General features: G+C 46.3%; 11 protein-coding genes and 1 riboswitch. Of the genes, 6 read left to right on the top strand and 5 right to left on the bottom strand.

Annotated features, from left to right (window positions below; genetic code table 11):
- Positions 1 to 298 precede the first annotated feature (298 nt).
- The 3 genes from ACED41_RS10265 to ACED41_RS10255 form a co-directional block, all read right to left on the bottom strand.
- Complete coding sequence (locus ACED41_RS10265) at positions 299 to 511, bottom strand: cold-shock protein (protein ID WP_004735656.1); 213 nt, start codon at positions 509 to 511, stop codon at positions 299 to 301.
- A gap of 310 nt (positions 512 to 821) precedes the next feature.
- The gene (locus ACED41_RS10260; protein WP_017062464.1) at positions 822 to 1,247 is read right to left on the bottom strand and encodes a phosphate-starvation-inducible protein PsiE; all 426 of its coding nucleotides are present in this window, start codon (positions 1,245 to 1,247) and stop codon (positions 822 to 824) included.
- A gap of 221 nt (positions 1,248 to 1,468) precedes the next feature.
- Positions 1,469 to 2,839, bottom strand: a complete 1,371-nt coding sequence (locus ACED41_RS10255) for an NCS2 family permease (protein ID WP_017062465.1) — start codon at positions 2,837 to 2,839, stop codon at positions 1,469 to 1,471.
- A 58-nt stretch (positions 2,840 to 2,897) separates the two neighbouring features.
- A riboswitch (purine riboswitch) is annotated at positions 2,898 to 2,997 on the bottom strand.
- Between the two features lie 348 nt (positions 2,998 to 3,345).
- Here ACED41_RS10255 and gmk point away from each other — a divergent pair.
- The 4 genes from gmk to recG all read left to right on the top strand — a co-directional run bounded on the left by gmk (position 3,346) and on the right by recG (position 8,783).
- Positions 3,346 to 3,969 (top strand): guanylate kinase, encoded by a 624-nt coding sequence (gmk, locus tag ACED41_RS10250; protein WP_371724910.1) that lies wholly within the window; start codon positions 3,346 to 3,348, stop codon positions 3,967 to 3,969.
- A 119-nt stretch (positions 3,970 to 4,088) separates the two neighbouring features.
- Positions 4,089 to 4,361, top strand: a complete 273-nt coding sequence (gene rpoZ / locus ACED41_RS10245) for a DNA-directed RNA polymerase subunit omega (RefSeq protein ID WP_009848003.1) — start codon at positions 4,089 to 4,091, stop codon at positions 4,359 to 4,361.
- 39 nt (positions 4,362 to 4,400) lie between these two features.
- A complete protein-coding gene (gene spoT, locus ACED41_RS10240; RefSeq protein WP_019826453.1) occupies positions 4,401 to 6,527 on the top strand; it encodes a bifunctional GTP diphosphokinase/guanosine-3',5'-bis pyrophosphate 3'-pyrophosphohydrolase in 2,127 nt (708 codons plus the stop codon).
- Positions 6,528 to 6,704: 177 nt separating this feature from the next.
- Positions 6,705 to 8,783 carry an ATP-dependent DNA helicase RecG gene (recG, locus tag ACED41_RS10235; RefSeq protein WP_017066313.1) on the top strand — a complete coding sequence of 693 codons (2,079 nt, stop codon included), beginning with the start codon at positions 6,705 to 6,707 and terminating at the stop codon, positions 8,781 to 8,783.
- Between the two features lie 276 nt (positions 8,784 to 9,059).
- Here recG and envZ read toward each other — a convergent pair whose 3' ends face one another.
- Together envZ and ompR are read right to left on the bottom strand one after the other, a co-directional pair.
- Complete coding sequence (gene envZ, locus ACED41_RS10230) at positions 9,060 to 10,355, bottom strand: two-component system sensor histidine kinase EnvZ (RefSeq protein WP_102398527.1); 1,296 nt, start codon at positions 10,353 to 10,355, stop codon at positions 9,060 to 9,062.
- Positions 10,356 to 10,508: 153 nt separating this feature from the next.
- Positions 10,509 to 11,228, bottom strand: coding sequence for a two-component system response regulator OmpR (ompR, locus tag ACED41_RS10225; RefSeq protein ID WP_008218409.1), 720 nt, complete (start codon positions 11,226 to 11,228; stop codon positions 10,509 to 10,511).
- 178 nt (positions 11,229 to 11,406) lie between these two features.
- On the opposite strand from ompR, the gene greB reads away from it, so the two are divergent.
- Together greB and ACED41_RS10215 are read left to right on the top strand one after the other, a co-directional pair.
- Positions 11,407 to 11,889 (top strand): transcription elongation factor GreB, encoded by a 483-nt coding sequence (gene greB, locus ACED41_RS10220; protein ID WP_017063080.1) that lies wholly within the window; start codon positions 11,407 to 11,409, stop codon positions 11,887 to 11,889.
- Between the two features lie 664 nt (positions 11,890 to 12,553).
- Positions 12,554 to 14,884 carry a Tex family protein gene (locus ACED41_RS10215; RefSeq protein ID WP_371724909.1) on the top strand — a complete coding sequence of 777 codons (2,331 nt, stop codon included), beginning with the start codon at positions 12,554 to 12,556 and terminating at the stop codon, positions 14,882 to 14,884.
- The last annotated feature ends 69 nt before the right edge of the window (positions 14,885 to 14,953 follow it).

Raw genomic sequence — 14,953 nt, 5'->3', positions numbered from 1 at the left:
TTCTTCTTGAAGATAAAAGCGGCTTTCCCCGGAAAGCCGCGATGAACCTTTTTTTTATGGATACAGTAATAGTAATCAGGATGAGCAAGTGACTGGTTGTTACGTAGAAGGTTGAGTTAGAGCAAAGAACAGATACAACGATAGTTAGAACGAGATAACGGACGTAAAACAGGATTTTTGAATACTTAGAGAGGGTGTTGCTAATGGAGAAGAGTGTTGCGGTAAAACTGAGGGGGGAAACAAATTTGAGAGAGAAAGTGACGCAAGTTGCTGTTGCAACCTGCGCCGACTTAAAATCTTATAGAGCTACAACGTTTGCAGCTTGAAGACCTTTTTGGCCTTGCTCTACTTCGAAAGACACTTGTTGGCCTTCTTTAAGAGTCTTGAAACCTTCAGAAGCGATTGCACGGAAGTGTACGAATACGTCAGCGCCGCCGTTGTCTTGAGTTAGGAAACCGAAACCTTTCTCTTCGTTAAACCATTTTACTACGCCGTTTGTTTTGTTAGACATGATGTGTCCCTTATATAAAAATAAAAAATTAATCGCCAAAAGTGCGATGCGCTGAAAGCTTGAATTATTTAATGTATCTATGAAGCCAAGGGAAACACTGAGAATAACAATGAAGCAATACTAAGGGTTTTACTTTACAACTGATGTTTCATTTAATAACTCTGAAAACAGAGCGAGGCCATTCTTGGTGATCTGGGTCGGGTTGTAAAGCTTTATTTGAAAATAATTGATGTTTTTTTGTTCGGTTGGCTTGAATTCAAGCCCAGCTAGGTCACCGGGCTTGATTTGTAAGACTTTGATCTCAAAAAATTTACTCGTCCGGCTGCTTAGTTCTGAGATCGACATATGGCCAGTAATGGTGACCGACTCGAATCAACAGAGTTGCTGCTGCTAAGATAAATGCCGCTAAAGATAACCAAACGATCAATACCGCATCGAGTTCTTTCATGCCCAAAGTGATGTAACGAGCAATCGCCATCATCGCGATATAGATTGGGTATCGCACTGGGATCTTACCGTTCATCACAAACTGCTGAACCATCGCCAACACTTCTAAATAGATAAACATCAGCAGAATGTCGGTCAATTGCACTCGGCGTTCAGCGAAGACATGCATGAACTCTTCGACCATCGCAAACAAGGTCGCGAGCGTGATCGCCACCAGCAATACCGCTTCCATAATGTGGAATACTTTTAAAAACGGCTTACTAAAAGATTTAGGTAAGTGAGAAGGCATAGTCACTCTTCAAAAAATAATTAATCCAGTCTCTACAATAGCATGCATCAATATAAGTCGCGTACTGTCAAAGCACCGACTTTAGGCTAACGCCATCAACTCATCGGTAACCAACATTAAGAAGCAACGGTAAAAAGCAACAAATACAAAAATGGCCCCGCATTCACTGCAGAGCCATCTGTTTGTCTTTTACTTAGCGACTTCTTAGTGACTAATTAGCTTTAAAGCAGAATCAGGTAAGTTAAGAACACCACACACAGTCCGTAGATAAGCGGGTGTACTTCTTTGCGCTTACCTGCCACAACCATTGTGAATGCGTAGCTGATGAAGCCCATCGCCATACCGTTCGCTGGAGAGAAGCTTAGCACTGTGAACATGATGGTAAAGAAGGCTGCAATGCGTGACTCTTTCTTTTCCCAGTTGATCTGACCAAGACGACCTACCATGTAGATGCCGACTACTACCATCGCCGGTGCAACCATTGCAGCCGAGAAGATAGAGAAGATTGGGTATAGGAATAGCGAGATTAGGAACAGACCAGCCACCATGACTGCTGCCAAACCCGTTTTTGCACCTTGAGAAGAAGCGATGCCAGACTCAGAGAAAGCAGTGATCGATGTGGTACCAAGAATTGAACCAATCACAGTACCGCCCGCATCTGCTACTAGAGCCGATTTCGCGTTTGGCACCTTGCCGTCTTTATCGATGATACCCGCATCACGGCCAACGCCGACAATGGTGCTCAAGCCATCAAAGAAATCGACAATCAAGAAGATAAGTACGATGAACAGTAGGTCGAACATTTTCTCTGGCGTGAAAGCAGAGAAATCGAAGATAGCGCCGAAGCTGCCAGCCATGCTTGGTGGCATAGCAATGAACTGCTCTGGGATTGGTGCGTTTGAAGTGCCCATGAAGACGTCAGCAAGAATCGTCAACACGATAGCAGAAACGAATGAGATGAACGTTGCTAGCTTGATGTCACGAACCATACAACCCAGTGCGATGAAGATGCTCACGTAAGCGATGATCACTTTTGGATCAGAAATGTCGCCTAAGCCTACCAATACGAATGGGTTAGAAACGATGATGCCCGCATTCTTAAGACCTAAGAAAGCAATGAACAGTCCGAGAGACACGGTAATCGCCAACTTCAAATCTTCAGGAATCGATTCAATCATCGATTTACGAATATTGGTCAATGAGAACGCAAGGTACAAAATACCAGATAGGAAGATACCGAACAGCGCTTCATTCCAAAGCACGGCAACAGATCCACTTAACAGCAGACCTTTGAAAAAGCCGTTCATACTCATGCCCGGCGCTAGCATTACAGGGTAGTTGCCCCAAATGCCCATAATTAGGGTTGCGATTGCCGCAGACAGAGCCGTTGCAGTAAACACGGCACCTTTGTCCATGCCTGGAATATCACCCAAAATTGCTGGGTTAACCGCCAGAATGTAACTCATCGCCAAGAAAGTAATGAAACCCGCATACAGCTCAGTGCCAATCGTGGTTTTTCTTTCAGTGATTTTAAACATCGAATCAAGCGAGCCAGAGGTGTTCTGGGCTTTCAGGGTGGAATCGGTACTCACAACAAAACCTTTGCAATAAATTAAGAATTTGGTGATTCAAATGCTGTGAGAATAGAGAGGTCTCTACACTAAAAACTGTAGTCACCAAGGTAGGCTCGGTAGTAGAAACATCTAGTCCATATCACTAGATATATACAGCATTTAATCGTTTGCGCGGATTGTAAGGATTGAGATTAAAACTTCAACAAATTTTGTCCAGATCACATAAAAAAGTACCGATGACGAGTCATTACATTTATACAAAGATCTTTGAGAAGATCATTTGCTGACAAATAACGATCAAGCCAGTTGTTCTCAATCATCTAAATATGCTACTCTTCGCCTCCATTTTTCTGACCTAATTTTCACCAGTTGCTTCTATTAGTTTTACTCGTTATCTCTTTATAGACGTAACCAACGGCACAATTAGTAGATGCGCCATCGGAACAAAAATTAGAGTCAGTGCTATCTTTTAAAGTGTAGGTTTATTGCCTTCACTCAATCCAACCAACAGTGGAAATATACAGATGGGCAAAGGTACTCTTTACATCGTATCTGCACCTAGTGGCGCAGGTAAGTCGAGCTTGATCTCAGCAATGCTAGAAACCAATCCAACCTACGCAATGAAGGTATCTGTTTCACACACCACTCGCGGTATGCGCCCTGGTGAAGAAAATGGTGTTCACTACCACTTCGTAGAGAAGCATCATTTTGAAGACCTTATTACTAAAGGTGAATTCCTAGAGTACGCTGAAGTGTTCGGCAACTACTACGGTACTTCACGCGTTTGGATTGAAGAAAACCTAAACCGCGGTATCGATGTATTCCTAGATATCGACTGGCAAGGTGCTCGTCAGATCCGTGAACAAATGCCTCAAGCGAAGAGTGTATTCATTCTTCCACCATCAAATGGTGAACTAGAGCGTCGTTTGAATGTTCGCGGTCAAGACAGCGACGAAGTTATTGCGAAACGCATGAGCGAAGCAAAATCAGAGATTTCTCACTATGCAGAATATGATTATGTGATCGTGAATGACGACTTTGATGCAGCCCTAATGGACTTCAGAGCTATCATTCGTGCGGAACGCTTAAAAGAAGATAAGCAAGCAGCGAAATACAACGGCATGCTTACTGCTTTATTAGCGGAATAATCTAGATCCCCTAGATTTTCTATTGAGATAAGTATACGGTGATCTAGAAAGTATCTAGTTAAACTTGTATACTTTCTCGTCATCAAAAATTTATTAGTTAATTACTATTTGGAGTCCTCATGGCACGCGTAACTGTTCAAGACGCTGTTGAAAAAGTTGGCAACCGTTTCGACCTAGTTCTTATTGCGGCTCGCCGCGCACGTCAAATGCAAACTGGCGGTAAAGATTCACTAGTGCCTGAAGAAAACGATAAGCCAACGGTTATCGCTCTTCGCGAAATCGAAGAAGGTCTTATCACTAAAGACGTACTAGATGCTCGTGAACGTCAAGAGCAACAAGAGCAAGAAGCGGCTGAACTTGCAGCAGTAAGCAGCATCGCTCACACTCGTTAAGAACGTCATTCGAACTAATTAACCTTCCGGGCCTTTAATTTGTATCTATTCGATAGCCTCAAAGACGTTGCCCAAGAATACCTAACAGAGCCTCAAATTGAGGCTCTGCGTCAATCTTATGTGGTAGCGAGAGACGCCCATGAAGGGCAAACCCGCTCAAGCGGTGAACCATACATTATCCACCCTGTAGCTGTTTCAAGAATCCTGGCAGAAATGCGTCTGGATATCGAAACCCTGCAAGCTGCTCTGCTTCATGATGTCATCGAAGACTGTGATGTCACTAAAGAAGATCTAGAGGAAAAATTTGGCAATACCGTTGCTGAATTGGTTGATGGTGTATCTAAGCTGGATAAGCTTAAATTTCGTGATCGCAAAGAAGCGCAAGCAGAGAACTTCCGCAAGATGGTTCTCGCCATGGTGCAAGACATCCGCGTTATCTTGATCAAATTAGCTGACCGTACTCACAACATGCGCACGCTTGGGGCACTTCGTCCTGACAAAAAGCGTCGTATTGCTCGTGAAACCCTAGAGATTTATTCTCCACTAGCTCACCGTCTTGGTATTCATAACATCAAGACCGAACTAGAAGAGCTGGGCTTTGAAGCCCTCTATCCTAACCGTTATCGCGTACTTAAAAACGTAGTGAAAGCTGCGCGTGGTAACCGTAAGGAAATGATCCAACGTATCCATAGCGAAATTGAAGGCCGCCTTGAAGAGGTCGGTTTGCCTGCTCGCGTACTTGGTCGTGAAAAAAACCTGTTCTCCATCTACAACAAGATGAAAACTAAAGAGCAGCGCTTCCACACCATTATGGACATCTACGCTTTCCGCGTCGTGGTTGATACCCCAGATACTTGTTATCGCGTACTTGGTCAGGCTCACAGCCTGTACAAGCCTCGCCCTGGCCGCATGAAAGATTACATTGCGGTACCAAAAGCCAACGGCTACCAATCTCTGCACACGTCAATGATCGGCCCTCACGGGGTGCCAGTTGAGGTTCAGATCCGTACTGAAGATATGGATCAAATGGCAGACAAAGGTGTCGCAGCGCACTGGTCTTACAAAGGCAACGGCTCACGCAGCAGTAATGGCACAACCGCACAGGTTAAAGCACAACGTTGGATGCAGAGCTTACTTGAGCTGCAACAAAGCGCGGGTAACTCATTCGAATTCATTGAAAACGTTAAGTCTGATCTGTTCCCAGATGAGATCTTCGTGTTCACGCCGAAGGGGCGCATTGTCGAGCTTCCGGCAGGCGCAACAGCGGTCGATTTTGCTTACGCGGTGCATACCGATGTCGGCAACATGTGTGTAGGTGCTCGTGTAGACATGAACCCTTACCCACTCAGCAAATCGCTGAAGAACGGTCAAACTATTGAGATCATCAGTGCTCCGGGCGCACGTCCGAATGCAGCATGGCTCAACTACGTGGTGACATCACGTGCGCGTACTAAGATCCGTCAGGTTCTGAAGACTATGCGCCGCGAAGAGTCGATTACCTTAGGTCGTCGTCTACTGAACCACGCACTTGGCGAACACTCGATTGGTGATATCGGCCAAGAGAACGTTGAACATGTATTGTCTGATCTTCGTCTCGACAGTATTGAAGACTTGCTAGCGTCAATTGGTCTTGGTGAGCTGATGAGTATCGTGATTGCTCGTCGCCTGCTAGGTGATGCTGACGAACTGACTGAAGTAGAAAACAACAGTGACACACCGAGGAAGAAACTTCCGATCCGTGGTGCTGAAGGTCTACTACTGACGTTCGCTAACTGTTGTCACCCGATTCCAGATGATCACATCATTGCCCATGTATCGCCAGGTCGTGGCCTTGTGGTTCACCGTGAAACGTGTCCAAACGTTCGTGGTTACCAGAAAGAACCAGACAAATACATGGCGGTTGAATGGTCTGACGATTACGACCAAGAGTTCACCGCTGAACTTCAGGTTGATCTGCAGAACCACCAAGGTGCACTGGCTGAGTTAACTAACGTTATCTCAAAAACAGGCTCTAACATTCACGGTATTTCAACCGAAGAACGTGATGGACGCCTGTACACAGTGACTATCTTGCTGACCACCAAAGATCGTGTTCACCTTGCAAGTATTATGAAAAAGCTACGTGTGATGCCACACGCGCTGAAAGTAAGACGTCGTAAGAACTAACGTTTAAACTTGATAATAGTTTTGCCAAGAATTTAAATCCCCTTAATGCTTTATCGCTTAAGGGGATTTTTATAACCGTAATCCTAGTATTTACCGCGCTCCCTCCCATTCCTGCCTGTACAAAAATCCAGTAAAATGCTTGAATAGATCATCTCTCTTACGTTTATGAGCCTTGTTATGTCACAGCTTTTATCTGCTATCCCTCTCAACTCTTTATCTGGAGTCGGCGCTAAAGTCGCAGAGAAACTAGAGAAGGTTGGGCTTAACAATGTACAAGACCTGCTATTTCACCTGCCTTTGCGCTATGAAGATCGAACGCGTATCTATCCAATCGTAAAACTGCATGCTGGTTTATGGGCAGCAGTGCAAGGCAAGGTAATGCACGTCGATACCATTTTCGGTAAACGTAAGATGCTCGCAGTAAAGATCAGTGATGGTAATGGCACTATTACACTGCGTTTTTTCAACTTCACTGCAGGCATGAAGAATAACTTTGCCGAAGGCAAACAAGTGCATGCTTATGGTGAGATCAAGCGCGGTAATATGGGGCTTGAGATCGTCCACCCTGACTACAAATTCTTTGCGCCGAGGCAACAGCCAGACGTTGAAGCCAATCTGACTCCGGTGTACCCAACCACCGAAGGGCTAAGACAAGTCACGCTGCGTAATCTTACCGATCAAGCCTTAGAGCTAATCGACAAGGCCGCAGTTAACGAGCTTCTCCCATCAGGTTTATACGACCACCAAATTACCCTCGCACAAGCACTGCATACCATTCACAGGCCGCCACCGGGCATTGACCTAGAGCTGTTTGATGAAGGCAAGCACCCTGCGCAACTGCGCCTAATTATGGAAGAGTTACTGGCTCAAAACCTGTCTATGTTGTCTGTTCGTAGCAAAGGGCAGCAAGACAAGGCAATGCCTTTTCCTCCAGTAAACACCCTTAAAGATAAGCTACTGGCTCAGCTGCCGTTTTCACCAACCAATGCCCAAGCACGAGTGACCAAAGAGATCGAAGCTGACTTGGAAAAGCCGCATCCTATGATGCGTTTAGTGCAAGGTGATGTGGGCTCTGGTAAAACCTTAGTCGCTGCACTGGCGGCGGTTCGCGCATTGGAACACGGTCAACAAGTAGCACTTATGGCACCCACTGAACTACTCGCAGAACAACACGCGATTAACTTTGCCAACTGGTTTGAGGCAATGGGTATTCAAGTTGGATGGCTAGCAGGTAAGCTCAAAGGCAAAGCTCGTGAAACTGAACTAACACGTATTGCCAGTGGCGAAGCGCAAATGGTGGTCGGTACTCATGCCCTGTTCCAAGAGCATGTCGAGTTCAAAAACCTTGGTTTAGTGATCATTGATGAGCAACACCGATTTGGTGTCCACCAGCGATTAGAGCTACGTGAGAAAGGCGCAAAGCAAGGCTACTACCCCCATCAGTTGGTCATGACCGCTACCCCAATCCCACGAACGTTAGCAATGACGGCCTATGCCGACCTCGAAACTTCGATTATTGATGAACTGCCACCGGGACGAACCCCAATTCAAACCGTGGCAATTCCTGATACCAAGCGCGATGACATTGTTGAACGTGTGAAAAATGCGTGTCTCAATGAAGGCAAACAAGCCTACTGGGTATGTACGCTGATTGATGAATCGGAAGTACTGGAAGCTCAAGCTGCAGCTGATACAGCAGAAGAGCTACAACGCAAACTGCCTGACGTAAAAATTGGTTTAGTCCATGGCCGTATGAAACCCGCCGAGAAACAGGCGGTGATGAGAGAGTTCAAAGAGAACAAGCTGCATCTATTGGTTGCGACAACCGTGATTGAAGTGGGCGTGGATGTTCCGAATTCGAGCTTAATGATCATCGAGAACCCAGAACGTCTTGGCCTAGCGCAACTGCACCAACTGCGTGGCCGTGTCGGCCGAGGTTCGGTCGCAAGTCATTGTGTATTGTTGTATCACTCTCCGCTGTCTAAAACCGCTCAGAAACGCCTAGGTGTGCTACGTGAAAGTAACGATGGCTTTGTGATTGCACAGCGCGACTTAGAAATCCGTGGCCCCGGTGAATTGCTCGGTACCAAACAAACTGGCTTGGCTGATTTCAAGATCGCCGATCTAATTCGTGACCAACGTTTGATACCTGAAGTGCAGCGTATTGCGCGTCATATTCACGATAGCTACCCAGACAATGCTAAGGCGATCATCAACCGTTGGTTGGGTGAACGCGATGTTTACTCTAAGGCGTAGTTAACACTAAGGCATAGTTAACACTGAGACCGTGTTCAAACGTAAAAAAGGCTTCCTCAAGGAAGCCTTTTTAGTGTGCGTTACTTTCATCAAGCAAGAGCGAGATTCCCTATTCGCTCGTTCCTCACGATAGGGAATGACGATCAAAGTAAACTTTCATCATCAAAGTCCATGGTTAGCAATTCGTCATCCTCGGAGAGGGAAGAATGACCGAGTCGGGGATCTCTTAACCGTTCCCCGAACCGAACTTATCGTCATCAAACGGACCGATGATAACTAGGGCTTAACCGGGAAACTGATCTGCGCTTTTAAGCCACCTTCACTGCGGTTATTGACCACAACAGCACCTTGATGCTGGCTAACGATACGTTTCACAATTGCTAAGCCCAAGCCCGTTCCTTCGCTACCACGAGCCGTGTCACCACGCGTGAAAGGTTCAAACAGCTTTCCGATCTGGTCTTGTGGAATACCCGGCCCGTTATCTTCTACCGTCACCCAAGCAAGCTTGTTATCCGCCGTCATACCAGTTGATACCTTGACCCAACCATTACCGTAACGCAGCGCATTCACCACCAAGTTGCTCACAGCACGCTTCATCGCGATCGGATTACCTAGCGCTGGCTTCATCGATTCTGGAATATCGGTTTCAATCTGAACCTCGTAGCCACCCTCAGAGCTCGATACCTCACGAGCAATATCATCGACAAACACCGCTTGGAATGAATCTCGGTCGACAGGCTTTAGGTAATCCATGAACTGGCTGATGATTTCATTACACTCTTCGGTATCACTGATAATCCCCTCAGCTAAGTAGGCATCCTCTGGTGACATCATCTCAGTCGCTAAGCGAATACGCGTTAACGGAGTACGTAAATCATGGCTGATACCCGCCATCAACAAGGCGCGGTCTTCTTCTAGCTCTTGGATGCCTTTCGACATCTGGTTAAAGGCTCGAGTTACCGAGCGAATCTCTTGTGCGCCTTGAACTGGCAATGGCGGTGGAATATCACCTCGCCCGACACCTTGCGCCGCTTTCTCTAGCGCTATCAACGGACGGTTTTGCAATCGGATAAACAGCCAACCACCTGCGACAATCAACAGCGCCATGATCAGACTGTTACGAAACAGTGGTGCAAAATCCTCTTCTTGCAGCTCTGATAACGGAATACGAATTAAAGAGTTGGGTAACTGCGCAATGTCCATCCAAAGCACATAGCTCTCTTTACCCAAGATCAGCCGCACTTCAGTTTCAGAACCCAGCTCCTTGGTCATCTCCTCACTCATCAGGTCGATTGCGACCGCATGGTAATACTCACCCGCCGCTTCGCTGCCCTTGGCGTGAACGGTTACCCCGAGCTGTTCAAGCACACGCTGACGCAATGGCGCATCGATCTCGATATCACTGCCTTGGTCCAATACCAGGTTTAGCTCGTGAGCCAAAATCTTATTAAACTGCTGCAAACTTGGCATCAACGCATAGTTAAACACCGCGTAATAAGAAAAAATTTGGCTAGCGACCAATAGCGTTAAGAAAAGCACTATCGACTGAGTAAAGGAGCTACGTATACGCATGGGGCACCCGAGATGTAGAAAGATAAAGAAAGTGTTATATGACTATAACTCTAAACCATTGTGCTGAATAGAAAACGGGCCATCGCATATTAATGAGATGACCCGTAAGATTCACAGAATCGATAAAGCTACTGTAGAGCTTATTAAGCTGAATTACACAGCTTTGCCATCTGGAACGAATACATAACCCAAGCCCCACACCGTTTGGATGTAGCGAGGTTTGCTTGGATCTTCTTCAACTAGACGACGCAGACGTGAAATCTGAACATCGATAGAACGTTCCATTGCTGAATACTCACGGCCACGAGCCATGTTCATCAGCTTATCGCGAGACATTGGCTCACGAGCATTCGTTACCAAGGACTTAAGAACCGCAAATTCACCCGAAGTAAGCGGCATTGGCTCTTCACCGCGGAACATTTCGCGAGTACCTAAGTTCAAGCGGAACTCACCAAACTCAACCACAGACTCTTCTGTGCTTGGTGCACCCGGTGCTTCAATGACTTGGCGACGCAGTACAGCTTTAATACGAGCAAGCAGTTCACGTGGATTAAATGGTTTTGGCAGGTAATCATCAGCACCCACTTCCAAGCCCACAATGCGATCCACTTCATCACCCTTTGCAGTAAGCATCAGGATTGGTAGCGAGTTGTTTGCGTTTCGTAGACGACGACAGATCGATAGACCATCTTCGCCCGGCAACATTAAATCCAATACCATCAAGTGAAAATTTTCACGGGTTAACAGGCGGTCCATCTGCTCACTGTTTGCCACGCTACGCACTTGAAAGCCCTGCTCTGACAGATAGCGCTCTAACAGTGCACGTAAACGAGCATCGTCATCGACCACTAAAATTTTGTAGTTTTCTTGCATGTAATGGTTCCACCTATTAAAGCTTAAACCTAAGGTTAAGCATTCTTGGTAAATTGTATATTGGTATAAGACATTAAAAATGTAACATTATTGGAGAAAAAGTCGCCTAAATAATTGTTAACGTATGTTGCCTTTCTATATATTCTATCTTAGATCATCATTTCATTAAGTCAGATTTATGAAAACCAAACTTATCACCCGAGAAGGTTATAACAAACTCAAAGCAGAACATGACCACTTATGGCACGAGAAGCGTCCAGAGATCACCAAAATAGTCACTTGGGCTGCAAGCCTAGGAGATCGTTCAGAAAACGCAGATTACACCTTCAATAAGCGTTTGCTTCGTCAGATTGATCGCCGAGTGCGTTTCTTAAGAAAGTTCCTACCTGATGTCACGATCGTGGATTACTCACCTCAACAAGAAGGTAAGGTCTTTTTCGGTGCTTGGGTCGAAATTGAGAATGATGATGGGGAAATTAAGAAGTTTCGAATTGTCGGCCCAGAAGAGATCTACGGCGATGCTAAAGGCTATATCTCTATCGACTCACCAATGGCTAGAGCTCTGCTCAAGAAAGAAGTGGATGATGAGTTTACGGTAAAAACACCAGAAGGCGACAAAGAGTGGTTCATTAACTCAATTTGCTACGCAGACAACGAATAACCAAACCTAATAAACACCTAGCGATGAGCTGAGTGTTCAAGCAAACCCAAACTCCAGATAAAAGAAAACCCCGCAAGGCTTTCGCCTAGCGGGGTTAAGTCTCTATCGCAGCAATCCGGCTACTGTTTATCTCTTCGAGATAAGGTGCTCCCTGCATCTTTCCTTGATAGTGGCTAAATCCTTTAACCAATTTCCTTTTTGTTCATCGCCATCCTAGCGGTGTCCATTCTAGCCTGTCATCCTGACTGGCGAATCTCATCCAGAGATTATCACTTCCTTGCTGACCACTCATCCTAAGTAATCAAATCTTCATCCTGAAGATACCTAGTCCATTAGGCTTTTTCCTGTTCCTGCCAACTCCCTGTCGACAAGTTAAATATTACGGCAAATGGCCGTGTTTCCTAGATAGTCTTAAAAAACATTTCAGGTGAGAAATACGCCCACAAACACACAATCAAATAAAATCAGCAACTTAGTGTAACATCAAGACGATTTCATCGGTCTAAAGCGACTTACTCTCACATCACTTGTAAGAGATCTCGCACAAAGCGGGTATCAGAAACGGAAATTCGACTTCTGACAGGATAATTACACAGCCAAAGCTAGAAAAAGCGTACGCTCACCCCCATGTATTTGTCATGATATTAAATAAGAGATTCATCGGATGAGCCAAGCTATCTGTCGACTGATTGCTGAAGAACTGAATGTTCGTTCAGAGCAAGTCACCGCCGCAGTAAACCTAATTGACGACGGTAACACCGTTCCCTTTATTGCCCGCTACCGTAAAGAAGTCACGGGTGGCTTAGACGATACCCAACTACGTAACCTTGATAGTCGCCTTTCATACCTTCGCGAGCTCGACGATCGTCGCCAAACGATTCTTAAGTCGATTCAAGATCAAGGTAAGCTCACGCCAGAGTTAGAGCGGGATATCACTCAAGCCGACAGTAAGACGCGCCTAGAAGATCTATACCTGCCATACAAACCAAAGCGTCGTACCAAAGGTCAGATCGCGATTGAAGCGGGCCTAGAACCCCTAGCCGATACGCTATGGAATGAACCACAGCACGATCCTGAAACTGAAGCCGCTAACTTCATCAGCAGCGATAAAGGCATCGCCGATACTAAAGCCGCACTCGATGGTGCACGTGCGATCATCATGGAACGCATTGCGGAAGACGCAAACCTACTAGAAAAGATTCGCCAACACCTAACACGCAACTCAGAGCTAGTCGCTCGTGTAGTGACAGGTAAAGAGCAAGAAGGCGAGAAGTTCAAAGACTACTTCGAGCACAACGAAGCGCTTAGCAAAGTACCGTCTCACCGTGCGCTTGCAATGCTGCGTGGCCGCAATGAAGGCTTCCTAACACTGGCAATGAACGCAGACCCAGAGCAAGAAGAAGGTGTACGTGGTTCATACTGCGAGAACATCATCTCTGATCACTACGGTATTACCCTAAGCAGCGCACCTGCGGATGCATGGCGTAAGCAAGTGATCAGCTGGGCATGGCGCATCAAGGTTTCTATGCACATGGAAACTGAATTGATGGGCGCAATGAAAGAGCGTGCAGAGATCGAAGCGATTGAAGTATTCGCAACCAACCTAAAAGACCTACTCATGGCAGCGCCAGCTGGTCCTCGAGCAACCTTAGGCTTGGACCCAGGTTTACGTACCGGTTCGAAAATCGCTGTCGTGGATTCAACCGGTAAGGTTTTGGCAACAGAAACTATTTACCCTCACCCACCTCAAAAGCAATACGACAAATCGGCACACGTGGTTGAGCAGATGGTTCGTCAATTCAATGTTGATTTGATTGCGATTGGTAACGGTACGGCTTCACGCGAAACCGACAGCTTTGTGGCTGACGTAATTAAACGCGGCAACCTAAAAGCGCAAAAGATCATTGTTAGCGAAGCAGGCGCATCGGTGTATTCTGCGTCTGAACTAGCAGCAAAAGAGTTCCCGAACATGGATGTATCAATCCGTGGTGCGGTGTCTATTGCTCGTCGTCTGCAAGATCCACTGGCAGAACTGGTGAAGATTGACCCTAAATCGATCGGTGTGGGCCAATACCAACACGATGTGAGCCAAACCATGCTTGCTAAGCGCCTAGATGCGATTGTCGAAGACTGTGTAAACGCAGTTGGTGTTGATGTGAATACCGCATCTGCCGCGCTACTGACTCGTGTTGCTGGTCTGTCTAGCACCATTGCTCAGAACATCGTGGATTTCCGTGACGAGAATGGTCGTTTTGAAGCGCGCACTACGTTGAAGAAAGTGGCTCGTTTAGGTCCAAAAGCCTTTGAACAGTGTGCCGGCTTCCTACGCATTATGGATGGCAAAAACCCACTGGATGCATCATCGGTTCACCCAGAAGCTTACCCAGTAGTGAAAAGCATCGCTGAGAAAAACCACAAAGACATCAAATCTCTGGTGGGTAACACAGACTTCTTACGTGGCTTACACGCCATCGATTACACCAATGAGAACTTCGGTGTACCAACGGTCAGCGACATCATCAAAGAGCTCGATAAACCGGGCCGTGACCCTCGCCCTGAATTTAAGACTGCAACCTTCGCCGATGGCGTAAACAGTGTTTCAGATCTAGAACCGGGCATGATTTTAGAAGGTGTGGTATCGAACGTGGCTAACTTTGGTGCCTTCGTTGATATTGGTGTTCACCAAGATGGCTTAGTGCATATTTCAGCGCTCACCGATCGCTTTGTCTCTGACCCACGTGAAGTGGTTAAAGCGGGCGACATCGTGAAAGTGAAGGTGATGGAAGTGGATGTTCAGCGTAAACGTATTGCACTAAGCATGCGTATGAAGGACGAGCCGGGACAAGACAACCGTGCTCAACGTTCAAGTGCACCTCGCACACAAAACCGCTCGCATCAAAACTCGCAAGGTGGCCAACGCCGTCGTGAAGAGCCGCAACAAAACGCTGCAATGGGTGGAGCATTCGCTGCCGCTTTTGCTAAAGCGAAAAAGTAATCCATTAGCTCATCTAAAAAGCTGATGTGCTTAAAACAGAAAACCTGCATCCCTTAGGGTATGCAGGTT

Origin of the sequence: Vibrio sp. 1F255, assembly GCF_041439145.1 — a bacterium.
Classification (GTDB): domain Bacteria; phylum Pseudomonadota; class Gammaproteobacteria; order Enterobacterales; family Vibrionaceae; genus Vibrio; species Vibrio crassostreae_C.
Note: the sequence above shows the minus strand (reverse complement) of the source record. Positions and strands in the feature narration are given on the sequence as shown.